Raw genomic sequence first — 20,899 nt, forward strand, 5'->3', positions numbered from 1 at the left:
CCCGTGCGCCGCCGCCCAGTCCTGACCGTCCTGCTCGCGGGCCTGTTCCTCCTGCAATGGGGGACCGCGTTCGCGCATTGCCTGCGCTTGGCGGCGCCGCAGGCCGCGCTCGTCGTCGAGATCTGCACGCAGGGCGGCCTGCACCGCGTGGTGCTGCCAGGCGAGCCGGAGCAGGGCCAGCCGACACCTGTGGCGACGCCGGCTTGCCCGGTCTGCCTCGGCGCCGGCTCCGCCGGGCTGCCGAGCCCGGACTTCGAATTCCGTTCGCCGGTCCGGCTGGCGCAAGCATCCGACCCGCCGCCGCCGTCGCCACCCCCGCCGGCGCCCCTGCCGCCGCGCAGCTGCCAGCCGAGGGCGCCACCGACCTCCTGACCGCATACCCGAACCGGATCAGGAAGAGGAAAGTCCCATGTCGTTCGTTGTCACCCGCCGCGCCGCCCTCGGCGCAATGGCAGGTCTTGGGCTGAGCGCGGCGCAAGCGCAGGATGCGTCGATCGGGCCGCTGCGCGTCTCAGGCGCCTGGACCAGGGCGGCCGGCGCAGGCGCGACCGGTGTCGGCTACATGACGCTGCGCAACACCGGCACGTCGCCGGACCGCCTCGTCTCGGCGCGGACCCCCGCGGCCCGCAGCGTCGAGTTGCACACGCATGTGCGCGAAGGCGACGTCATGCGCATGCGGCCCGTCTCGGCCATCGACCTTCCGGCCGGCCAGGAGGTGAGGCTGCAGCCGGGCGGGCTCCACCTCATGCTCATCGGGCTCACCGCACCGCTCCGGCAGGGGGATCGGGTGGCGGTGACGCTCGTGTTCGAACGCGCCGGCGAGACCGAGGTCCAACTCGCGGTCGAAGCGGCCGGTGCCCGCACGCCCCAGTCGGGCGGGCATCGCCACTAGCGTCTCGGCAGGATCGGCGAGGCCGTGCCCCTTCTCGCCCTCGCCTTCCTTGCATTCGTCGGCCTCGGGCTGCCGGACCCGCTGCCGGGAACGCTGTGGCCGGAGGTCGGCAAGTCCTACGGGCTCCCGAATGCCGCGCTCGGGCTGGTGCTGGCAGGACTTTCGGGCGGCTATATCCTGGCCGGCCTCCTGGCCGGACGCTTGATCTTCACGCTCGGCATCGGCGGCGTCCTGGCGGCCAGCGTCGCGGCAACGGCGCTTGCGGCGTTCGGCCACGCGCTGGCGCCACCTTTCCCCCTGTTCGTGTTGCTCGCAGTCCTCGCAGGGCTTGGCGGCGGGGCGGTGGACGCGGCGCTGAACACCTATTCGGCCACGCATTTCTCGTCGCGGCATCTCAACTGGCTGCACGCCTGCTGGGGCATCGGCGCAACGCTCGGTCCCGCCGCAGCGGCGGCCCTCCTGGCCGCCGGCGCCGGCTGGCAGGCGGGCTACGCCGGGGCCGCGATCGTCCTCACCGGCCTTGCAGCCGCCTTTATCGCGACACGCCGGCGCTGGGACGATGCCGCCCCGCCGGAACCGCCGCGGACAAGCGCGGTCGCGGCTCTCCGCCATCCGGTCGTACGCCTGCAGATGGCGGTGTTCTTCGTCTACACGGGCCTCGAAGCCGGCGCCGGGCAGTGGGCGGCGACGGTGCTGTCAGGCCGCGGCGCGAGTGCCGCGGAGGGGGCCTGGGCCGCCACGCTGTTCTGGGCAGGTCTCACGCTGGCGCGGATCGCGATGGGCTTCGTGGTGGACCGGATCGGGCCGGATCGCCTGCTGCGCCTCGCCATGCCGGCCATGGTGATGGCCGCGGCGCTCTACACGACGGGCTGGGCGGACCTGGTCGCACTCGCTCTGCTGGCCGCGCTGCTCGCGCCGGTCTATCCGACGGTGATGGCGCGCACGCCGGCCCGGCTCGGCCCGATTGCAGTTCAGGCAATCGGCTTCCAGGTGGCGAGTGCGATGGCGGGCGTCGCAGTTTTGCCTGGTCTCATGGGGATCGCCGCCGATTTCTACGGACCGGATGCCGTGCCGGTGATGCTCCTGCTGCTTGGTCTGCTCCTGACCTGGTTCGTCTGGCGGCTGCCGGTCACACGATGACCCGGCAATCCCGAGACTTCGCCACCGCTCCACCGCGCTAGGATCCGGTCATGTCCGCACCGTCGATCGTGATTCTCACCGGCGCCGGCATCAGCCGCGAATCCGGGCTCGCCACGTTCCGCGACGCCGATGGCATCTGGGCGAAGGTCCGCATCGAGGATGTCGCCACGCCCGAGGCGTTCCGGCGCGACCCGATGCGCGTGCATGGCTTCTACAACGCACGCCGCGCCCAGTTGCGCGATGCAGCGCTGCAGCCGAATGCCGCGCATCTCGCGCTGGCTGAGCTCGACGGCTGCTGGCCGGGCGACCTGCTGCTTGTGACGCAGAACGTCGACGACCTGCACGCCAGGGCAGGCTCGCGCCGGCTGCTGCATATGCATGGGGAATTGATGAAGGCGCGCTGCGGCAGGTGCGAGGCGGTTCACCCCTGGGCGGCCGATTTGTCGACCGGGACACCCTGCCCCGCCTGCAGGCAGACTGGCAGCATGCGACCGCATGTCGTGTGGTTCGGCGAGATGCCACTGGAGCTGAAGCAGATCAGCGCCGCGCTCGATCGTTGCGACCTGTTCGTGGCGATTGGCACGAGCGGGCAGGTCTACCCCGCGGCGGGCTTCGTGGCCGAGGTGCGGGGGCGCGCGCGGACAGTGGAGCTCAACCTTGAAGCCACAGAGGGCAGCCGGCTGTTCGACGAGGTCCGGTACGGTCCAGCAACGCAGACCGTTCCCGCGTTCGTGCACGAATTGGTACAGTCCCTGTAGAGCCAGCTGGGTGGAGCGCATCTGGCGATTGCGTTTCGCGACCGGCACGGCAAGCTGGTGAGCATGAGCGCAACGCGGCCAAACCTGTTCGAGCGGCCCTGGGTCCGGGCTGGGCTGATCGGTCTGTTGCAGCTGTGGATGGCAACCAGCGCCGTCGCGCAGGATCCCCGGCGCATGCCGCAGGTCGCGCCGCTGCCAGGGATTGGAACCGCTGACCCGCGTCAGCAGGCGGATGTGCGGCAGATGCCATGGCGTGCCCTCGGGCGCGTCCAGACCGAGCTCGGCGGGCGCTGCACCGGCGTCATGGTCGCGACGAATCGCGTGCTGACGGCGGCGCACTGCCTGGTCGCCCCGACCTCCCGGCAGTTCGTGCAGCCCGGCTCGATCCACTTCCTGCTCGGCTATGAGCGGGGCGGCTTCGCGGCGCGCGCGCGCGCCGCATCCTACGTGATCGGCCAAGGGTACGCGCCGGATCGTGGCCCGTCGGGTGCGGATTGGGCGCTGCTGGTGCTGGAGCAGCCGATCGCCACCTCGGATCGGATCCTGCCGCTCATCCGCGAAGCGCCGCCGCCGCGCACGCCGGTGATGCTCGGCGGCTACCAGCAGGATCGGCCGGAGGTGCTGATGGCCGACACGGCCTGCCGCGTGCTGGGGCTGCAACGCCAACCAAGCGGCCATCCGATCCTGATCCACGACTGCGCCGGGACCCGCGGGGCGAGCGGCGCGCCGCTGCTCGCCCTCATGCCCGATGGACGCCGCTGGGGCGTGGTGGGCGTGCTGTCGGTCGTCAGCCCCGATCTCGCGCTCGGGCAGGCCGTGCCGGCCAGTTCCGTCGCGCCGATCTTCTGAGCGTCAGTCCCCGCGCTCCAGCCGCTCGATGTCCTCATCCGAGAAGCCGAAGTGGTGGGCGATCTCGTGAATGAGGACGTTCCGGACGAGCCGGAACAGATCCTCCCCCGTTTCGACCCATTCCAGCAGGATCGGCTCGCGGTAGAGCGTGATGGTATCGGGCTCGAACGGCGCGTCGAGGACGCTCTTCTGCGTCATCGGCGTGCCACGATAGAGGCCGGTCAACGCCCAGGGGCTTTCGAGTCCGACTTCCGCGGCGGTGTCCTCGTCAGCCACTTCCTCGACCACGATCGCCGCGCCACGGACGAGGTCGCGCAGCTCCTTCGGTATGGCGGCGAAGGCCTGCTCAGCCATCTCCACGATGTCATCGAGCGTCGGCGGGTGATGAAAGCGCGGCATGGCGCATCCACCTCACCAGACGCCGCTCCGTCAAGCCAGGAGACACCAGGATGGCCGCCAAGCTCGATCCCGCCGCCAGGGCCGCACTCGCCGACCTCCTGCCGGACTGGAGCATCATGGACGGGCGTGATGCCATCCGGCGCAGCCTTCGCTTCGCGGACTTCTCGGAAGCCTGGGGCTTCATGAGCCGCGTCGCGCTGCTGGCCGAAGCGCAGGACCACCATCCGGAATGGTCGAACGTCTACAGCCGGGTGGAGATCGTGCTCACCACCCACGACGCGGGTGGCCTGTCGGAGCGGGACGTCAGGCTCGCGCAGTCGATCGATCGCGTCCTGGGCAGCGGAGGCTGATCCGGGCCGGTACAGGAGCGCCGGCGGCCAGGAGACCAGCATCGAACCCGGCCGGCGGCGAAGCGGGCAGTCGCGCAGCCTCGCACTGTATCGTTCAGGCGCCGCGACCGACCCTCGCGAGCATCACCGTCCCGATCCCGCCAAACATGCCGACCACGGCCAGCGGCAGGGCGTGGCCTGCAAAGGCCGCAACGCCCAGCGCGACCGCGGATGGTCCGATCAGCAGCGCCACACCGCGGCTCGTGTAGAGGACGCCAAGAACGCTGCCGACGGCGCCACGTCCGAACCGATCAGCCACGAAGGCGGGCAGAAGCGCGACGAACCCGCCCTGCAGCGCGCCGAAGATCAGGGCGAAGGCCTGGAACTGCGCCAGGCTGTCCGCCGCGGCCCAGCCGATCGTACCCGCTGCCAGCCCCGCGCAGCAGCCGAGGAAGACGAGGCGGCGCCCGATCGCGTCCGCCAGCGCGGCGAGCGCGAAGCGGCCGGCAATCGAACCGAGACCGATCAGCGCCAGCAGCGCCAAGGCATCGTGCCGCGAGACCCCGAGATCACGCGCCGTCGCCACTAGCAGCGCATAGGGCAGCGCCACCGGCAACGCGATCAATAGCGTGCCGCCATAGGCGAGCACGAAGGCGCGGCTCCGGATCACCTCGAGCACCGGCGTTGGGGGCCTTCCTTGCGCGGCGTCCGGGTCGAGCCGATGTCCGTCCGGGCCAAAGCCGAAACGCTCGGGCGTCGGATGCAGCAGGGCCGCGCCGGCCAGGCCCACCGCAACGGCGAGGACGCTGCAAACGACGAATGCGACCCGCCAATCCCCCAGCATCGCAAGCGCCTCGGCGGCCGGCGGCACGATCGCGGTGCCGATCCCGACACCGCTGACCGCAATCCCCGACGCGAGGCCGCGGTGCACCACGAACCAACGCTGCACCGCGGCGAGCGCAGGAACATAGGCGAAGCCCGTCCCGAGGCCGATCAGAAGCCCGTAGCCGACATAGACCTCGATCAGCGTCTTGGCCGTCGCGGCGACGAGAAGACCGATGCCGACCAGCACCATCCCGGCTGCGGCGAGGACACGTGGCCCGACGCGGTCGGCCAGCACCCCGCTGACGGCGCTGACGAAGAAGCAGGCGCTGCCGCTCAGGACAAAGACGAGCGTGACGGTGCTGCGCGAAGACCCGAACTCAGCCGCGATGTCCTCGGCGAAGGCGGAATACGAGTAGATCGCACCGAAGCCGACGAGCGTGACCAGGAACGCCCCGAGCACCACCTGCGGCCCGAGCGACGAGGCCGTGAGCAGCGACACGAGCGCCGGAAGCCTGTCAGCGCGCGGGGCGGGCGCAGGGTCGGGAGCACGCCTGACGAGGCGAGACGGACGCCTGGCCCTGACAGGGTGGCTCATCGGCGCGATACGGGCCGACGCCTGGACGAGGTGATCGCCACGATCCACTGCACGACAAGGCCGCTCAGCAACGACCAGGTCGCACGCCATGCCTGCGCGCGGGCCAGCCTCTCGAGCCGGGGGGCGTCCTGCGCAGCGGCGGCGTGCAGCAGCGCTGCGGCGAAGCCGTCCGCGGTCACCGCGCGGCGCTCTGCTGCGCCGTCACGAGGACGGCTGCGAACCAGTCGGCGACAGCCTCGGCCGCCGCCAGCGTGACGTCGAGGTCGGCCCTGGCACGCAGAGGCGCACCTCCGTCGGGATCGGGAAGCACGGGCCCAGGCGATGGCCAGATCGCGCCCGGCGCGTCCCACGCATGACCTGCGCCACGCAGTTCCCGCAGCGTGACTCCGGGATGCCCGACCAGCGCAGCGCAATCCTGCGCTTGCTCCTCGCCCTGCACCACGAGAGCCGGCGCGCGCGTGGGTAGCAGCAGCCTGGAGCACCCGGGATACAGCGCAACGCCCGGCACGCCACGGTCAGCCGCCAGGATGGCCCGCCCGCCCAGGCCGAACCCCAGGAGGCCGGTCGCCGCAGCGTCGAAGCCCGCTTCTTCGGCCCAGGCCAGGGCGACCGCAGCGGCCTGGGGGGACGCCGCCGGGTCCACGGACGACGGACGCGCCTCGAGATCCTCGCCGAGACCGAGGACGAGCGTCGCGATGCCCCTGGCGAGCAACGAGTCCACATACGCCTCCGACCGCCCGTCCTCACCAAGCGCATCGGGCAGGACGATGACCAACGCGGCCTGCGGCCCCTCCGGCGGAGTGAGGAGGCGTCCGAGGCCGACGGGCTCGGGCAGCTGGACCAGCTGCGCAGGATGCTCCGCCGCAAGCGGCACACGCCCCCCGCTGAGCAGGGAAAGCAGGACACACACGGCCCAGATCGCGGCGCAGCGCATATCAGGCTCCTCTGGCAGGCAGCCCGTTGAACCACCCACTTCGGAGCGGAATCCCGAACGCGAGACGAAACTTCCGCGAAAGGCCAGGCCCGCACTCGCTGCTGCCTGCGGCTGCGCCAGGGCCGAGGCCGATCTGCCGCAAGCTTGTGCTGTCAGGTCCGACCGGCCTGGTGAGCCGCATTGCCGCCCGCCAGTCCCGATGCTTCCCTCGTGGCACGGGAGGAGCACCGCGCATGACGACGATCCGCAACGTACTCTTCGTCATGTGTGACCAGCTGCGGTGGGACCACCTGGGGTGTGCAGGACACCCATACCTGCGCACTCCGAATCTCGATGCACTCGCCGCGCGGGGCGTCCGGTTCACCCAGGCCTATGTCCAATCCGGAATCTGCGGTCCGTCGCGCATGAGCTACTACACGGGCCGCTACGTCGCATCGCATGGAGCAACCCACAATCGCGTCCCCCTGTCGCTCGGCGAAGTGACGCTCGGCTGGCACCTGCGCGAAGCGGGCCGCACGCTGGCGCTCGCCGGCAAGACGCACGTCCTGCCCGACGCACGCGGCATGCAGCGCCTGAGGCTCGATGGCCAGCACGACCTCAAGGCGCTGCTGGACGAAGGCTGGTTCACGCTGGTGGACCGCCACGACGGGCACCATGCGGAGCCCGACTCCGCCTATGCCCATTGGCTCCGCGCCCAGGGCTATGACAGCGCAGACCCGTGGACCGACTACGTGATCGCCGTCGAGGACACGGAGGGGCGCGTTCTCAACGGCTGGAAGATGCGGAATGCGCGTCTGCCAGCGCGCGTGAAGGAGCAGCACAGCGAGACCGCCTACACCGCCGACGTGGCGCTCGACTTCATGCGGCGCCAGGGCGACCAGCCTTGGGTGCTGCATCTGTCCTTCGTGAAGCCGCACTGGCCCTACATCGCGCCCGCTCCGTGGCACGCCGCCTATTCCGCCGACCAGTGCCTGCCGGTCTCACGCGACGCCCGCGAGCGGACGGAGGCGGCGCACCCGGTCTTCCGTGCCTTCCAGGACGAGGAGGTGGCGCGCAGCTTTCAGCAGGAGGCCTGCATCCGCGCCGTCCGGCCCACCTACCAGGGCCTGATCGGGCAACTCGACCATCACCTCGGCCGCGTCTGGGACGAGATGGAACGGCTGGGCCGCTGGAAGGACACGCTGGTGATCTTCTGCTCCGATCACGGCGACTACCTCGGCGATCATTGGCTGGGCGAGAAGGAGCTGTTCCACGACTGCATCCAGCGTGTGCCCTTTATCGTCTACGACCCGTCGCCGGAGGCGGATGCGACGCGCGGAACCAGCGAGGCCCGCTTCGCCGAGGCCATCGATGTCGTTCCGACGATCCTCGATGCGCTCGCGCTCGATCCGGCGGAGCACCTGGTCGAAGGACGGACGCTGCTGCCGCTGCTGCGTGGCGAATCCCCGGTCGGGCGCGACTCCGTCTTCAGCGAGCTGGACTGGACGTTCCGCGGGGCGCGCAGGCGGCTCGGTCATGCGGCGGGGCAGCACGGCGCCTGGATGGTGCGCGACGCACGCTGGAAATACGTGCACTGGAGCAGCGGCCACCGGCCGCAACTCTTCGACCTGCAGGCCGACCCGGAGGAGTTCCAGGACCTCGGCGCGGATGCCTCGCATGAGGGCATCCGGCAGGCGATGCGCGAGCGCTTGCTCACCTGGTTCGCGGGTCTCAAGCGCCGCACGACGCTGACCTGGGCCGAAGCCGAGTTTCGCACCGATCGCCACAAGGCAGCCGGCGTCTTCTACGGAGAGTGGTAGCCTGCGCTACGCGGCACCGACCGCATGGCCGACCGGATGGTAGCCGCGGCCATACCAGATCAGCGCCCCGCCCGGAGAGCCGTGGCGGATCGCCTCGATCTCGGCGAACAGGACACTATGCGTGCCCTTCTCAAGCACCTCGGTGATGCGGCAGTCGAACGCAACGACGGCATCGCCGTCGAGGACAGGGGCACCTGTCGCCAGGCGACTCCAGCGCGCCATCGCGAAGCGTCCATCGGTATCGAGGCCGCCCTTGCCAGCGAAGGCGTCCGAAAGCTCGCTGCACCCTGACGCAAGCGTATTCACGCACAGCACGCCGTTCGCCTTGAAGAGCGCGTTGCCCCGGCTCCTCCGATTCAGACAGACCAGCAGGGTGGGTGGATCATCGGTGACGGAACAGACGGCACTCGCCGTGAAACCGGCACGGCCAGCAGCGCCATCCGTCGTGACGACATTCACCGCAGCGCCCAGGCGCGCCATCGCGTCTCGGAATTCCTGGCTCGACACCGTCATGGCCGAGACATGGTGGTTCGGCTCACGGTTGCAAAGCCGTCAGCTCAGGCGCGGGCGGGCCGAAACAGGCGCACGCACCGTGTCCGCGGCCAGGAAGCGAGGGGGGCGCTATCGGATATAGCCGGCGCAGCCCAGCACCTCGTCGACACCAGGACCAGCTTCGCCTAGCGGCAGGGCACGAAGCGGATATTCTCGACCTGCGCGTCGAGTCGCGCGCCCGTGTCCTCAACATCGGTCGAGATGACGAGTTCGAGCATGGGCGGCACGTCTCCACTGCCGAAGGCGGTCCGCCAGTCCGCACCAAGGTCGACTCGCTCCTCGACCCACTGGCCGCGCACTGCATCGGCCGTGCGGAGCACCCGGATCTTCGTGATCCCGCTTGTCCAGGGGCTCGGGAAGAACCCCCCGGGCTGTCCCTGTCCTTCCCGGCCGGTTCCGCCCCAGACGTAGGTCAGCGCGCTGCGTGGCAGGCGGACCTGCCCGGCCGAGGCCTGCGCGACCGCGTGCTGGGTCCGGATGGCGAAGCCGGCCTGCGGCCCGAACCCCGAGAACCCAATGGAGATGGCAATCGCCCGGTCATCCCCGCCGCGGCGCGTGAGGTCGGTCGCCGGCGGGCCTGCGTCCACCCGCCAACGCCACGCGAGGCACCCGGCCTGGCCTTGCAGTGGCCGAGCGACGAAGCTCCCCTGGCCCTGGGCCCGGATCCGCACGCCGCCGGCCTGGGTCGCGGTAAACTCCGCCGGCCGGATGCCGGTCCACTCCACCTTGCGCCACCCTGCTGCTTCAAGTTCCGGCGGGGTATGGCCCGGAGAGGCCGCCCCCCCGAGGAGAGGCGAAGCCAGGAGGGCGGCGATGGCGGGGGCGGCACGTCGCATGGCCCCATTTGAACAACGTAACCGCGTGTGACAAGCAGGAATTGCCGGTGCCACGATCGGAGGGTCAGCGCGACGGTCACACCACGACCCGTGCCCGCCGACGGTCCGAAGGTGCCGAGGCGGCACCATTCGCGCTTGCCGCCTACTTCCCCGTGGCACCCTGCAACGGGGCACCGAGCCTAGGCGCGCAGGCGCCCATCGATCCAGCCGGCTCGGGCGATTTCGTACAGCAGGTGCTGCCGATACGGATGCCCGGGCGGGACGCGCGGGTGCTCGAAAGTCGTCACCCGGCGCATGCCGAGCTTCTCCATGAGCCGCCACGACGGCTCGTTGGCCGGTGGCGTGAAGGCGACGACCCGATCCAGCCCGGCCGGCCCGAAGCCATGCGCCAGCGCGATCCGTGCCGCCTCTTCCGCGAGTCCACGGCGCTGGAAGCGCGTGCCGATCCGCCACCCGATTTCGGTCGCCGGCGTGAAGGAGGCGTCGAAGAAGACCGGCTGGAGGCCTACGACGCCGACCATGCCCTCGGCCGGCAGTTCGACGACCCAGAACCCATAGCCGCGGTCCCCGAAGGCAGCCGCGATGCGTCGCCCCCAAGCATCGGACTCCGAACGATCATGCGTGTTGAGGAAGAACCGCATGGCCTCTGGATCGCCGTTGATCGTGAAGAGCGGATCGAGGTCATCGGGCAGGCGCCATGGCCGCAGCGTGACTCGCGGGCCGTGCAGCGTCACAGGGTCAGGCATGACAGGACGATAGCACGCCTTGGCCAGGCAGGTCGCCAGGGCTAGGTATCGCGGGAGGAGACGCCATGACCCCGATCAGCCTGGAGGCGATGGCCGCGTCAGTGCCGAACGGGGCGCTGGTCGCGTTGCCGCCGGACAACTCCCTCCCCTCCGTGGCCCTGGCCCGCGCCCTGATCCGCCGCGGCGCGCGTGACCTCAAGCTGCTCGGCGTCCCGGTCTCGGGCTTCGCCACGGACCTGCTCATCGGCGCCGGCTGCGTCGTCGAGGTCGAAACCAGCGCCGTGTCGCTCGGCGAGGCCGGGTTCGCCCCGCGCTTCACCGCAGCCTTGAAGGAGGGCCGGATCGCGGTCCGGGACGCGACCTGCCCAGCCATCCACACCATGCTGCAGGCAGCCGAGAAGGGCGTGCCCTTCATGCCGCTGCGCGGCCTGATCGGCAGCGACATCCTCGCTCACCGGCCGGACTGGAAGGTGATCGCGAATCCCTTCGCCGCCGGCGAAGACCCCATCGTCCTGCTGCCCGCGCTCTCGCCCGACGTGGCCGCGATCCACGGCGTGATGGCCGACGAGGAAGGCAACGTCTGGGTCGGGCGGCGCCGCGAACTGGCGACGCTGGCGCATGCCTCGAAGCGGGTCCTCGCGACGGTCGAGCGCCGCGTGCCCGGCAACATGCTGGAGGATGAGCGCCTCGCGCCCGGCTGCATCTCCGCCACCTATGTGGAGGCGATCGCGGTCGCCACCCGCGGCGCCTGGCCCGTCGCGCTGCTCGACGACTACGCATTCGACGCCGCGCATGTCGCGGAATACGCGGCGATGGCGAGGACCGAGGGCGGGTTCCGCGCCTATCTCGACCGTCACGTCCTGGCCCGGCAGGCCGCTGCCGAATGAGCATCCGCCCCGAGGAGCGCGTGGCCGCCGCGCTGGCGCGGCTGATCCTGGATCCCTCCGCGCCGCCGGCGCGGCACATTGCTGTCGGCGCGGCCTCGCCCATCCCGGCGGCGGCCTGCTGGCTGGTGCGGAAGCAGGGGCATCCCGTGCGGCTCTCGCTGCTGCACAAGCGCAGCGGCAACCCCTTCACCGAGGGCTCTCGCGAGCTCTTCGACCTTACCGGCCAGGGCCGCATCGACCTGTTCTTCCTCGGCGGTGGACAGATCGACGGGCAGGCCAACATCAACCTCGTCGGGACCGGCGAGTGGCCGGGAACCGGCGTGCGCTTTCCGGGATCCTTCGGCTCCGCCTTCATGTACCTGATGACGCCACGCACCATCCTGTTCCGCGAGGAGCACTCGCCGCGCGTACTGGTGCAGCAGGTCGACATGATCTCGGCCCCCGGCGTCTCGCCGCCGGCGGTGTTCCGCCGCGGCACGGCGCAGGCGCTCGTCACCGGACGCTGCGTGTTCCGCTTCCATCCCGACCGCGCACGCTTCGCGCTGGAGAGCGTGCATCCTGGCGAGAGCGTCGAGAGCGTCCGCGCCGCGACCGGCTTCGACTTCGATGCGGCCGGAACGGTGCCGGAGACCCCGGACCCGACCGACGCAGAGCTTGCGCTGCTGCGCGGGCCGGTCTGCGACGAGATGCTGGAAACCTACCCGGAGTTCTGCGCCCGGGTCTTCGGCAGGAGACACGCGGCATGACCGACGCTGTGCCCATTGCGGGCGGCAAGGGCCTTGCCCTGACCCCCGGCGCGCTGAGCGGCCTGAAGGTGATCGACCTGACCCGCGTGCTGGGCGGCCCCTATTGCACGATGATCCTCTCGGACCACGGCGCCGAGGTGATCAAGATCGAGCCGCCGCAGGGCGACGAGGTGCGCGACTGGGGCCCGCCCTTCCACGACCATGCGGAAGGCGGGACGGACGCCAGCTACTTCATCGGCGTCAACCGCAACAAGCGGAGCCTCGCCCTCGACCTGTCGAAGCCGGAGGGGCGTGAGGTGCTGCTGCGCCTCCTCGCCGATGCAGACGTGCTCGTCGAGAACTACAAGCCCGGCAGCATGGAGAAATGGGGCATCGGCTACGACGCGCTGTCCCAGCGCTTCCCACGCCTTGTCCATTGCCGCGTCTCGGGCTTCGGCGGCGACGGGCCGCTCGGCGCCCTGCCGGGCTACGACGCCGTGATCCAGGCGATGGTCGGACTGATGTCGATCAACGGCAACGACGGCACCGGCCCGCTGCGGATGGGCACGCCGATCGTCGACCTCGCCACCGGCCTGTATTCCTGCATCGGCATCCTGATGGCGCTGCAGGAGCGGCAGCGGAGCGGCCGCGGGCAGTTCCTCGACATGACGCTGCACGATTGCGGGATGGCGCTGCTCCATCCGCAGGCGGCGAACCACTTCCTGAACGGCAAGCGGCCGAAGGCGACCGGCAACCCGCATCCGAACATCAGCCCCTACTCGAAGTACCGCACCCGCACCTGTGAGATCTTCATCGCGGTCGGGAACGAGCCGACCTTCCGCCGCTTCTGCGAGTTCCTCGGCCTGCCCGACCTGCCGAAGGATCCACGCTTCGCGACCAACGCGCTGCGCGTGACCAACCGCGCGGCGCTTGACGCCCTGCTCGATGCGCGCCTCGCGGAGGAGGACGGCCACGACCTCGCCGACCGGCTGCTCCGCAGCGGCGTTCCCGCGGGTCCTGTCCAGCATGTGGACGAGACGATGTCGGCGGCCCACACGGCGCATCGGGGCATGGTGACGGAACTCGGCTGGTACCGAGGCCTCGGCACGCCGATCAAGATGAGCCGCACACCGGGCGGCACGCGCGCAGCGCCGCCCCGCTTCAATGAGCATGGCGCCGCGATCCTCGCCGCGCACGGCTTCACGCCGGAGCAGATCGCCGAGCTTGAGGCAAGCGGGATCGTCGTGCAGGCGCGGCGTTGAGAAGGGATTGACGCAGGTCATGGGCAAGCCGGGCGACAAGGGACAAGACGCCAGCATGGATTGCGACATTGCCGTCATCGGCGCCGGCCCGGCCGGCCTGTCCTTCGCCCGCGCGCTCGCCGGCTCGGGCCTGCACGTCGTGCTGGTGGAGCGCGCGTCCGAGGCATCGCTGGCCGATCCGGCCTTCGACGGCCGCGAGATCGCGCTCACCCACCGATCGCAGGACATCCTGCGCGACCTCGACGCCTGGGACCGCATCCCGCCTGCCGAGATGTCGCCGCTCCGCCAGGCCCGCGTGCAGGACGGCGTCTCGCCCTTCGTCCTCGATTTCTCGCCGCCCGGCGAGACCCCGCTCGGCATGCTCGTGCCGAACCACCTGATCCGGCGCGCGATCTACGACGCCGTCCGCGACGCCGATTGCGCGACGCTGCTGACGGGCGTCGCCGTGACCGCGGTCGAGACCTCGCCGCGCGGCGGCCTGCTGAAGCTCGCCGATGGGCGGCAGATCCGCGCACGCCTCGTCGTCGCGGCCGACACCCGCTTCTCGGAGGCGCGGCGCCAGATGGGCATCGCGACGCGGATGCGGGACTTCGGCAAGTCCATGCTCGTCGCCCGCGTTGCGCATGAAAAGCCGCATGATGGGATCGCGACCGAGTGGTTCGGCCACGGCCAGACGGTGGCCATGCTGCCGCTGCAGGGGGCTGTCTCCTCCATCGTGCTCACCCTCCCGGCACGACAGATCGAGGCGCTGATGCAGGCGAGCCCGGACGCCTTCGGCGCCGATGCGACGCGACGCACCGATGGGCGCTGGGGCGCGATGCAGCTGGCCGGCACGCGGCACGCCTATCCGCTGGTCGCGACCTATGCGCAGCGCTTCGTCGGCACGCGCTTCGCCCTGGTCGGCGACGCCGCCGTCGGCATGCATCCGGTCACCGCGCATGGCTTCAATTTCGGTCTGGCCGGTGCGTCGCGCCTGGCGGAGGAGATCCGCGCGTCCCAGGCGCGCCGGCGCGACATCGCGGACCCCGGCGGGCTGCTCCGCTACGAACTGGCCCATCGCCGCGCCACCTGGCCCCTCTTCACTGCGACCAACGCCATCGCCTCGCTGTACACGGACGACCGCGCCCCGGCCCGGCTGGTGCGCGGCGCCGTGCTGCGGCTCGGCGCCGCGCTCGCACCGGCGCGCCGCCTGGTGACGGCGCAGCTGATGGAAGCCCGCGCCGGCTGACCCGCTACTCCACGCGGATGTTGTTGGTGCGGATGACCTCGGCGTAGGTCTCCGAGTAGCGGCGGATCTCCTGGCCGAAGCGGGTCGCGCCATGCGCCAGGACCGTGAAGCCCATCTCCTCGAGCCGGCCCCGCACCTCGGGCCGGTTCAGCGCCGCGGTCCAGGCCGCCTCCAGCCGTGCGCGCGCCGCCTCCGGCACTGCGCTCCGCGCGACCAGGCCGAACCAGCTGTCGGACAGCACGAGCGGGAAGCCGAGTTCGGCCATGGTCGGCGTGTCGGGCAGTTCGCGGACGCGCCGCTCGGCGGAGATCGCGACGGCGCGCAGCTGTCCGATCTGCACCGGCTGGATCATGTCGGGCAGGTTGGCGAGCATGAACTGCAGCCGCCCACCGATCAGGTCGTTATGCGCCTGGGCGGGGCTCAGATAGGGCACATGCGTCGCGTTCAGCCGCGCAACCTCGCGGAACTGCTCGCCGCCAAGGTGGTTGGACGTCCCGATCCCATAGGACCCGAAGGACAGGCCCGCGCCGGGTCGCCGGCCGGCTTCCAGGAAGCCGGCGAAGTCGCGCGCGACGCTCGGATGCACCGCAAGGACATGCGGCACGACCGTCGCCATGACGATCGGGGCGAAATCCCGCAGCCCGTTGTAGGGCGTTGTCGGCCGCAGCGTGATGTTCGCCGCGAAGCTGTTGGCGACCATGATCATGGTGTGACCATCGGGCGCGGCACGGAATGCTTCCGTCGTCCCGACCACGGTCGCGCCGCCAGGGCGATGCTCCACCACCACCGGCTGCCCGAGGTCACGGGTCAGGATCTCCTGCACGATGCGCACCACAGGATCCATCGTCCCGCCGGGCGGGAAGGGGATGATGACGCGCACGGGTTGCGTCGGCGACCAGGCCGCTCGCGGTCCCTGGGCGCGCGCGACGGCTGGCGCGGCGAGCAAGGTGGCAAGCAGCAGGCGACGTGACGGCATGACGGACCTCCTGGATCAGGCGGGCAGGACGCGCTCGCGCCACACCGCGCGGCAATCCATCTCGTAGTCGAGCTCGACGACCGGCGGGCGGCAGAACTGCCAGGTGACGCCGTGCCGCGCGGCGCCGCGCGCGACGATCTCCTCAGCCAGGACAGGATGGATGTCGTACACGCTGTAGACCTGGACGCCCGTCGTCGCCCGCCATGTGCCGCCGAGCAGTCCCATCCGGCGCTCCATCTCGCCCAGGACCCAGCGCACCTTGCTGCGGAACCCGGTCGGAGAGAGGTCGCCGCGGGCGATGATGTGGTCGCGGTAGTTGCCCTTCCCCTCCGGCGCCTCGCCGCTGCCCGCAACGGCGAAGGACGGCGCGGCGGCGGCATCGGGCACGGAGAAGACGAAGGAATGGAAGCTCGGCTCGGCGGGCGGCGCGATCTCGGGACAGACGTTGCTCCGCGCGACGGGATTGAGCCCATCCCGGAACAGGCCCCACTCCTGCAGCACGCCGCCATAGACGCGGTTGAACGCGGCGAAGCCTTCCTCGGTGAAGGGGGCCGGCGATCGAAGCTCGCAGGCACAGAAGGCCGCTTTCGGCCGACCAGCCGCTTCCAGCACCTGCGCGATGCGCGCGAAGCCCGCCATCAGTGGCAGCGGCTCGGCGAAGCGCACCCGCTCGAGCGTGAAGCCGGGCTCGGCGGCGACGCCGGCGCTGTACTGGTACACCCCGGGGATGAAGCGATAGCCTCCCTCGGGCACGCGGATCGTTTCTGCCATGAGCCCCTCCTCATCGGATGGTGCACGGGCATGGCGGATCCGCGCAACGACCGGATGGCCGAGCCGGCCGGACTGCGGCGAAAAGGGCCACCATGCCTGCACCGATGACGCCGCAGCTTTGGGGCTTGCTGATCCTGCTGTCGGCGATCTGGGGCGCGTCCTTCTTCTTCGCCGCGGTCGCGCTGACCGGCTTCCCACCCTTCACCATCGTGCTCGGCCGCGTGGCGATCGCGGCGGCCGTGCTTGCGCTGGCTTGCCGCATGTCGCGGCTCCCGCTCCCGCAGGGCCGCCCGGCATGGATCGCCTGCGCGGGCATGGCGCTGCTGAACAACGCCCTTCCCTTCAGCCTCATCATCGTGGGGCAGCAATACATTCCCTCCGGCCTCGCCGCCGTGGTGAACGCATCGACCCCCGTCTTCGCGGTGCTCTGCGCGCATTGGCTCGCCACAGATGAAAGGCTGACGGCCGGCAAGCTCGCCGGCGCGCTGACCGGGCTTCTCGGCGTGGCGATCCTGGCGGGACCGGCGGCCCTCACGGCGGGCCATGGGACCGAGTTGCTCGGCATCCTCCTCTGCCTCGGAGCCTGCCTGTCCTATGGCCTGTCAGGCGTCTGGTCGCGTCGCGTCCGGCTCGCGGGTCTGCAGCCGCTCCAGGCCGCAACAGGCCAGTGCATCGCGTCCACGCTGATGATGCTGCCGCTGGTGCTCGCCTTCGACGCGCCCTGGGCGCTGCCACCCCCGCCCGCCGCGGCCGTGGCGGCGCTCGTGGCCTTCGGCGTGGTCTCGACCGCGCTGGCCTATGCGCTGTTCTACGCCATCCTGGCGCGCGCCGGCGCGACCAACACGATGCTCGTGACCTTGCTGGTGCCCGTCACGGCGCTGCTGCTCGGCACGCTGGTCCTCGACGAGCAGCTGGCGGCGCGGCACTTCGCGGGGATGGCGGTGATCGCGATGGGCCTCGTGATGATGGACGGGCGGGCGCTGGCCTGGATCAGGGCCAGGTGAAGCTGCGCGCCATGACCTGTTGCGCCTCGGTCTCCGCCGCATCGGGACGGTAGTGAGCCCGGACGTAGTCCAGGGCATCGCCCGGCACGCCGGCGGCACGCGCCAGGCAGGCGAGGAAGAGCCCGGTGCGGCCGATGCCGGCGCGACAGCCGACATGCACGGGACGCTCCGGCTCGGCTTCCAGCTGGGCCAGCACCGCGGCGACGGCGCGCTTCAGCGCCTCCGGGTCCGGCAGGCCGAAATCCGGCGTCGGCAGCGCGACATCGGCGAGCCACGCCTTCGCGGCCGCCGGCTCGAGGCAGACGCCGAAGGCGCCCTCCGGGATGGCGTCGAAGGGGCCGCCGGTGATCGTCACCAAGCGGCCGGCGACAGGCAGTGGCAGCGTGCCGCGCAGGCGCGGGCTCATCCGGCCTTGGGCGTCGCCGGTTCGGCCACCTGCTCGATCAGCGCCTCCGCCTCCGCCTTCAGCGCGAGGTAGGAGCGGACCGAGAAGGGCAGCATGCCGAGGTAGATGACGCCCGCCGCCGCGAGCGCCGCCCAGGGCTCGGCAACCAGCAGCGCGACATAGCAGCCGACGCCGAGCAGCAGCGGCAGGATCGCGGCGCGCGGCACCTTGAAGTTCTTGAACGACCAGGTCGGAAGCGTGCTGACCATCATCGCGCCCACCGCGACCAGCACGATGCCGACGAAAACCGGATGGCGGATCGCCGCCGCGAAACCGTCCCAGCCCCACTCGCCGAAGGCGATGGCGGCAAACAGCGGAAACAGCGCACAGCCCGCGCCGGCCGGCGCCGGAACGCCGGTGAAGAAGTTGTACGCATAGGCCGGCTTCGGCTTGCCCGGACCAATGTCGAGCGAGGCGTTGAAGCGTGCCAGCCGCAGCGACGAGCAGACGGCGAAGAGCAAGCAGGGCACGAAGCCGAGCGGCCCGACCGCCTGCATCGACCAGAGATACAGCACCAGCGCCGGCGCCACGCCGAAGGAGAGGAAGTCCGCCAAGCTGTCGAACTCCGCGCCGAAGCGGCTGGTCGCCTTCAGCAACCGCGCAAGGCGGCCGTCCAGCCCGTCGATCACCCCCGCGACGACGATGAAGGTCGCCGCCTGCGGCCAGCGCCCGTCGATCGCGAACCGGATCGCGACGAGGCCCGCGCAGAGCCCGAGCATCGTCAGGATGTTCGGGATCAGCCGGTTGAAGCTCGCCCCCTCGAAGCGCGGCCGCGTGCGAGGCCGGAAGCGCCGGCTGAAGCGATGGAGCGGCTGCGCCTTCCTCGGCGCCGGGTCGCTCATCGCGGCGCCACCACGGGCGGCAGTTCGGCAATCACCGTCTCGCCGCCGATCATGGTCTGGCCAACATGGACAAGGGGCTTCACACCCTCCGGAAGATACAGGTCGGTGCGGCTGCCGAACCGGATGATGCCGAAGCGCTCGCCGGTGTTCACCATGTCGCCCTCCCGGACGGTGCAGACGATGCGTCGCGCGATCAGGCCGGCGATCTGCACCACGGCGAAGTCGCGCCCGTCGGTCGTCCGGATCGCAAGCGCGTTGCGCTCGTTCTCCTCGCTCGCCTTGTCGAGCGCCGCGTTGACGAAGGCGCCATGGCGGTAGGCGATCTTCGTGATGCGCCCCTCGATCGGCGCGCGGTTCACGTGAACATCCAGGACGGACAGGAAGATCGCCACGCGCTGCCGCGGGGCATCGCCGAGGCCGAGTTCCGCAGGCGGGACGGCCGGGCCCACCAGGACCACGCGCCCATCGGCCGGCGCCACCACGGCATGGTGGCGCGTCGGCACGACCCGTTCGGGATCGCGAAAGAAGTAGAGGCAGAAGAGCGTGAAGAACGTCGCCGGCCAGAACACCCAGCCGCCCAGCACGAGGCCGCCGAGGATGGCGACGGCCGCGCCGGCGTAGATGAAGGGCTTCCCCGCCGGGTGCGGCTTCGCGAGGACCATGCGGACAGTGGAGGACAGGCTCATGGCCCCGGTTATGGTCCCTTCACCCCTCCCGGACAACAAGGCGCCCGGCCGCCGATCCTGAACCAGCGACGGCGACGCCGCCGCGTCGCGACGCTGGCCTGCCGCGCCCTACCGTGGGCGGGCTGCCTCGGCCGGGCTCGGCGCCGGCACCGAGAAGACCTGACCGGGGAAAATCAGGTTCGGGTTGCGGATCTGCTCGCGGTTCGCCTCGAAGATCACGGTGTAATGGGTGCCGCGACCATAGCTTGCGCGCGCCAGCCGCCAGAGGCTGCTCCCCGGCTGCACCACGACGCGCCCCTCGGGGATCATGCCCTCGGGCAGCAGGTCACGCTGGAAGGGCAGTTCGATCCGGGCGGACACGACGCCCGCCGACGCCACCTGATCGAGGCGCAGGCGATGGCGGCCGACCGCGACCTCGTCCTGCGGGGCGAGCGCCCAGCGCCCTTGCGGATCAGCCTGCGCGTCGCCGGCATGCCGGTCATTCACGTAGAGCCGCACCGTCGCATTCGGCATCGCCGTGCCGGCGAAGCGGATCGAGCCCGCGTCGTCGTAATCCACCTGGCCAAGCGCCAAGCCCTGCTGCGGTGCGGCGGACGGTCCCTGCAGCAGGCGGGGCGGCGCCTCAGTCGGCGGTACAAGCACCACCATCGGACCGGCCGGCGCCGCATCGGAGCGCACGGGATGGCTCGCGGCGGCCATCACCGCGGGCGGCGGCGGCGCGGGCTCAGGCACGACAACGACGACGGTGTCCGCACCGGCCACCTCCTCGCCCCCGAGACGCGCCAGCAGCGTGAACTGCCGCGCCCCAGGAGCCAGCGGCTCGGTGGGGAGGATGACCCATTCACCGCGCGCGTCGGCCCGGGCACGTGCGACTTCGCGCCCATTCTCGAGAAGCACCACTTCCGCGCCCGGCGCCGCGCGGCCGGCGATCACCGCCGTCCCCCGCGCGCCGACACGCACGACGTCGAAGCGAGGCAGCTCAGGCGCCGGAACGGCGGGCTGGGCTGGAGGAACAAGCGCCGCCGCGGTTGCCGGGACCGCCTGGCCCGCAGACCGTGCGGGCGCGGAGGTCGGCTCGGCGTTGGATGCGGCGCGCATCGATGGTGCTGGCGATGGCCCCGCGTCATCGAGCATCCCGCTCGCCACCACGGCCACGACGCCGCCGAGCACCATCAAGCCAAAGAAGGACGCATGCGCGCCAGACTTCATCGTATGTAACTAGGCGGTCCCCTACCCCGGGGACAAGGGCGCCCCGGCGGATCGCACAGCGGTTACCGCAACAGGTACGCCGCCGCGGCGCAAGCCGCACCGGCCAGCGCAGCTCCGATCGGAGCGCCGACCCGCAGGAACAGCCGCCTGCCGGCCGGCGCGCCGAGCGCCAGGGCCGCAACCGGCGCCGCTGCCGCAGCCCAGTCCGCC

Annotated in this window: 24 protein-coding genes; 12 read left to right on the forward strand and 12 right to left on the reverse strand. The window is 71.1% G+C overall.

From position 1 onward, the window contains the following. Positions 1–3: 3 nt before the first annotated feature. The 5 genes from L2I40_RS00300 to L2I40_RS00320 all read left to right on the forward strand — a co-directional run bounded on the left by L2I40_RS00300 (position 4) and on the right by L2I40_RS00320 (position 3,639). Positions 4–372 (forward strand): hypothetical protein, encoded by a 369-nt coding sequence (locus L2I40_RS00300; protein WP_237212847.1) that lies wholly within the window; start codon positions 4–6, stop codon positions 370–372. A gap of 37 nt (positions 373–409) precedes the next feature. After that, entirely contained in the window at positions 410–892 is a 483-nt protein-coding gene (locus L2I40_RS00305) for a copper chaperone PCu(A)C (protein ID WP_237212848.1), read from the forward strand. Between the two features lie 24 nt (positions 893–916). Then, positions 917–2,032: an MFS transporter gene (locus L2I40_RS00310; RefSeq protein ID WP_237212849.1), complete on the forward strand. Its 1,116-nt coding sequence runs from the start codon at positions 917–919 to the stop codon at positions 2,030–2,032. A gap of 50 nt (positions 2,033–2,082) precedes the next feature. Then, positions 2,083–2,790: an NAD-dependent deacylase gene (locus L2I40_RS00315; RefSeq protein WP_237212850.1), complete on the forward strand. Its 708-nt coding sequence runs from the start codon at positions 2,083–2,085 to the stop codon at positions 2,788–2,790. Between the two features lie 174 nt (positions 2,791–2,964). Next, positions 2,965–3,639 (forward strand): trypsin-like serine peptidase, encoded by a 675-nt coding sequence (locus tag L2I40_RS00320; protein ID WP_272910912.1) that lies wholly within the window; start codon positions 2,965–2,967, stop codon positions 3,637–3,639. 3 nt (positions 3,640–3,642) lie between these two features. On the opposite strand, the gene L2I40_RS00325 is transcribed toward L2I40_RS00320, so the two are convergent. Then, entirely contained in the window at positions 3,643–4,038 is a 396-nt protein-coding gene (locus tag L2I40_RS00325; protein WP_237212852.1) for a metallopeptidase family protein, read from the reverse strand. A 50-nt stretch (positions 4,039–4,088) separates the two neighbouring features. Here L2I40_RS00325 and L2I40_RS00330 point away from each other — a divergent pair, with 50 nt between their 5' ends. After that, positions 4,089–4,388 carry a 4a-hydroxytetrahydrobiopterin dehydratase gene (locus L2I40_RS00330; protein ID WP_237212853.1) on the forward strand — a complete coding sequence of 100 codons (300 nt, stop codon included), beginning with the start codon at positions 4,089–4,091 and terminating at the stop codon, positions 4,386–4,388. Between the two features lie 94 nt (positions 4,389–4,482). Here the strand turns inward: L2I40_RS00330 and L2I40_RS00335 are convergent, their stop codons facing one another. Beyond that, positions 4,483–5,691, reverse strand: a complete 1,209-nt coding sequence (locus L2I40_RS00335; RefSeq protein WP_237212854.1) for an MFS transporter — start codon at positions 5,689–5,691, stop codon at positions 4,483–4,485. 271 nt (positions 5,692–5,962) lie between these two features. Beyond that, positions 5,963–6,721: a hypothetical protein gene (locus tag L2I40_RS00340; protein ID WP_237212855.1), complete on the reverse strand. Its 759-nt coding sequence runs from the start codon at positions 6,719–6,721 to the stop codon at positions 5,963–5,965. Between the two features lie 233 nt (positions 6,722–6,954). Between L2I40_RS00340 and L2I40_RS00345 the strand changes: the two genes are divergently transcribed. Next, positions 6,955–8,520 (forward strand): sulfatase-like hydrolase/transferase, encoded by a 1,566-nt coding sequence (locus L2I40_RS00345; RefSeq protein ID WP_272910913.1) that lies wholly within the window; start codon positions 6,955–6,957, stop codon positions 8,518–8,520. Between the two features lie 6 nt (positions 8,521–8,526). Here L2I40_RS00345 and L2I40_RS00350 read toward each other — a convergent pair whose 3' ends face one another. From L2I40_RS00350 to L2I40_RS00360, 3 genes are all read right to left on the reverse strand, one after another. Next, positions 8,527–9,033: a flavin reductase gene (locus L2I40_RS00350; RefSeq protein WP_237212856.1), complete on the reverse strand. Its 507-nt coding sequence runs from the start codon at positions 9,031–9,033 to the stop codon at positions 8,527–8,529. Positions 9,034–9,197: 164 nt separating this feature from the next. After that, a complete protein-coding gene (locus tag L2I40_RS00355) occupies positions 9,198–9,797 on the reverse strand; it encodes a DUF3047 domain-containing protein (RefSeq protein WP_237212857.1) in 600 nt (199 codons plus the stop codon). A 290-nt stretch (positions 9,798–10,087) separates the two neighbouring features. Continuing rightward, on the reverse strand, positions 10,088–10,654 hold the full coding sequence (locus tag L2I40_RS00360; protein ID WP_237212858.1) for a GNAT family N-acetyltransferase: 567 nt from the start codon (positions 10,652–10,654) through the stop codon (positions 10,088–10,090). Positions 10,655–10,719: 65 nt separating this feature from the next. On the opposite strand from L2I40_RS00360, the gene L2I40_RS00365 reads away from it, so the two are divergent. Genes L2I40_RS00365 through ubiM form a run of 4 tightly spaced genes read left to right on the forward strand, consistent with a single transcriptional unit; the run spans position 10,720 to position 14,756 of the window. Next, positions 10,720–11,541, forward strand: a complete 822-nt coding sequence (locus L2I40_RS00365) for a CoA transferase subunit A (RefSeq protein WP_237212859.1) — start codon at positions 10,720–10,722, stop codon at positions 11,539–11,541. Next, on the forward strand, positions 11,538–12,287 hold the full coding sequence (locus L2I40_RS00370) for a CoA-transferase (protein ID WP_237212860.1): 750 nt from the start codon (positions 11,538–11,540) through the stop codon (positions 12,285–12,287). Before L2I40_RS00365 ends, L2I40_RS00370 begins: the two co-directional genes overlap by 4 nt. Beyond that, positions 12,284–13,528, forward strand: coding sequence for a CaiB/BaiF CoA transferase family protein (locus L2I40_RS00375; RefSeq protein WP_237212861.1), 1,245 nt, complete (start codon positions 12,284–12,286; stop codon positions 13,526–13,528). Before L2I40_RS00370 ends, L2I40_RS00375 begins: the two co-directional genes overlap by 4 nt. A 7-nt stretch (positions 13,529–13,535) precedes the next feature. Next, positions 13,536–14,756 carry a 5-demethoxyubiquinol-8 5-hydroxylase UbiM gene (ubiM, locus tag L2I40_RS00380; RefSeq protein WP_308116403.1) on the forward strand — a complete coding sequence of 407 codons (1,221 nt, stop codon included), beginning with the start codon at positions 13,536–13,538 and terminating at the stop codon, positions 14,754–14,756. Between the two features lie 4 nt (positions 14,757–14,760). On the opposite strand, the gene L2I40_RS00385 is transcribed toward ubiM, so the two are convergent. Both L2I40_RS00385 and cnbZ read right to left on the reverse strand, forming a co-directional pair. After that, on the reverse strand, positions 14,761–15,732 hold the full coding sequence (locus L2I40_RS00385) for a Bug family tripartite tricarboxylate transporter substrate binding protein (protein ID WP_237212862.1): 972 nt from the start codon (positions 15,730–15,732) through the stop codon (positions 14,761–14,763). Positions 15,733–15,747: 15 nt separating this feature from the next. Beyond that, entirely contained in the window at positions 15,748–16,503 is a 756-nt protein-coding gene (gene cnbZ / locus L2I40_RS00390) for a 2-amino-5-chloromuconate deaminase CnbZ (RefSeq protein ID WP_237212863.1), read from the reverse strand. A 92-nt stretch (positions 16,504–16,595) separates the two neighbouring features. On the opposite strand from cnbZ, the gene L2I40_RS00395 reads away from it, so the two are divergent. Further along, on the forward strand, positions 16,596–17,507 hold the full coding sequence (locus L2I40_RS00395; RefSeq protein ID WP_237212864.1) for a DMT family transporter: 912 nt from the start codon (positions 16,596–16,598) through the stop codon (positions 17,505–17,507). Here L2I40_RS00395 and L2I40_RS00400 read toward each other — a convergent pair. The 4 genes from L2I40_RS00400 to L2I40_RS00415 all read right to left on the reverse strand — a co-directional run bounded on the left by L2I40_RS00400 (position 17,494) and on the right by L2I40_RS00415 (position 20,413). Further along, positions 17,494–17,913 carry a protein-tyrosine phosphatase family protein gene (locus L2I40_RS00400; protein WP_237212865.1) on the reverse strand — a complete coding sequence of 140 codons (420 nt, stop codon included), beginning with the start codon at positions 17,911–17,913 and terminating at the stop codon, positions 17,494–17,496. The genes L2I40_RS00395 and L2I40_RS00400 overlap by 14 nt on opposite strands. After that, positions 17,910–18,794, reverse strand: a complete 885-nt coding sequence (locus L2I40_RS00405; protein ID WP_237212866.1) for a CDP-alcohol phosphatidyltransferase family protein — start codon at positions 18,792–18,794, stop codon at positions 17,910–17,912. The genes L2I40_RS00400 and L2I40_RS00405 overlap by 4 nt, the downstream gene beginning before the upstream one ends. Then, positions 18,791–19,480, reverse strand: a complete 690-nt coding sequence (locus tag L2I40_RS00410; protein ID WP_237212867.1) for a phosphatidylserine decarboxylase — start codon at positions 19,478–19,480, stop codon at positions 18,791–18,793. The genes L2I40_RS00405 and L2I40_RS00410 overlap by 4 nt, the downstream gene beginning before the upstream one ends. A gap of 108 nt (positions 19,481–19,588) precedes the next feature. Then, positions 19,589–20,413, reverse strand: a complete 825-nt coding sequence (locus tag L2I40_RS00415; RefSeq protein WP_237212868.1) for a LysM peptidoglycan-binding domain-containing protein — start codon at positions 20,411–20,413, stop codon at positions 19,589–19,591. Between the last annotated feature and the right edge of the window lie 486 nt (positions 20,414–20,899).

Source organism: Falsiroseomonas oryziterrae, assembly GCF_021864505.1.
GTDB lineage: Bacteria > Pseudomonadota > Alphaproteobacteria > Acetobacterales > Acetobacteraceae > Falsiroseomonas > Falsiroseomonas oryziterrae.

Bases quoted from the DNA above. Each gene is read 5' to 3' on its own strand.
- cnbZ (WP_237212863.1), bottom strand. From the start codon at position 16,503: ATGGCAGAAACGATCCGCGTGCCCGAGGGAGGCTATCGCTTCATCCCC.
- L2I40_RS00345 (WP_272910913.1), top strand. From the start codon at position 6,955: ATGACGACGATCCGCAACGTACTCTTCGTCATGTGTGACCAGCTGCGG.
- L2I40_RS00385 (WP_237212862.1), bottom strand. From the start codon at position 15,732: ATGCCGTCACGTCGCCTGCTGCTTGCCACCTTGCTCGCCGCGCCAGCC.
- L2I40_RS00325 (WP_237212852.1), bottom strand. From the start codon at position 4,038: ATGCCGCGCTTTCATCACCCGCCGACGCTCGATGACATCGTGGAGATG.
- L2I40_RS00330 (WP_237212853.1), top strand. From the start codon at position 4,089: ATGGCCGCCAAGCTCGATCCCGCCGCCAGGGCCGCACTCGCCGACCTC.
- L2I40_RS00410 (WP_237212867.1), bottom strand. From the start codon at position 19,480: ATGAGCCTGTCCTCCACTGTCCGCATGGTCCTCGCGAAGCCGCACCCG.
- L2I40_RS00340 (WP_237212855.1), bottom strand. From the start codon at position 6,721: ATGCGCTGCGCCGCGATCTGGGCCGTGTGTGTCCTGCTTTCCCTGCTC.
- L2I40_RS00315 (WP_237212850.1), top strand. From the start codon at position 2,083: ATGTCCGCACCGTCGATCGTGATTCTCACCGGCGCCGGCATCAGCCGC.
- L2I40_RS00375 (WP_237212861.1), top strand. From the start codon at position 12,284: ATGACCGACGCTGTGCCCATTGCGGGCGGCAAGGGCCTTGCCCTGACC.
- L2I40_RS00405 (WP_237212866.1), bottom strand. From the start codon at position 18,794: ATGAGCGACCCGGCGCCGAGGAAGGCGCAGCCGCTCCATCGCTTCAGC.
- L2I40_RS00370 (WP_237212860.1), top strand. From the start codon at position 11,538: ATGAGCATCCGCCCCGAGGAGCGCGTGGCCGCCGCGCTGGCGCGGCTG.
- L2I40_RS00350 (WP_237212856.1), bottom strand. From the start codon at position 9,033: ATGACGGTGTCGAGCCAGGAATTCCGAGACGCGATGGCGCGCCTGGGC.
- L2I40_RS00320 (WP_272910912.1), top strand. From the start codon at position 2,965: ATGCCGCAGGTCGCGCCGCTGCCAGGGATTGGAACCGCTGACCCGCGT.
- L2I40_RS00360 (WP_237212858.1), bottom strand. From the start codon at position 10,654: ATGCCTGACCCTGTGACGCTGCACGGCCCGCGAGTCACGCTGCGGCCA.
- L2I40_RS00365 (WP_237212859.1), top strand. From the start codon at position 10,720: ATGACCCCGATCAGCCTGGAGGCGATGGCCGCGTCAGTGCCGAACGGG.
- L2I40_RS00395 (WP_237212864.1), top strand. From the start codon at position 16,596: ATGCCTGCACCGATGACGCCGCAGCTTTGGGGCTTGCTGATCCTGCTG.
- L2I40_RS00305 (WP_237212848.1), top strand. From the start codon at position 410: ATGTCGTTCGTTGTCACCCGCCGCGCCGCCCTCGGCGCAATGGCAGGT.
- L2I40_RS00400 (WP_237212865.1), bottom strand. From the start codon at position 17,913: ATGAGCCCGCGCCTGCGCGGCACGCTGCCACTGCCTGTCGCCGGCCGC.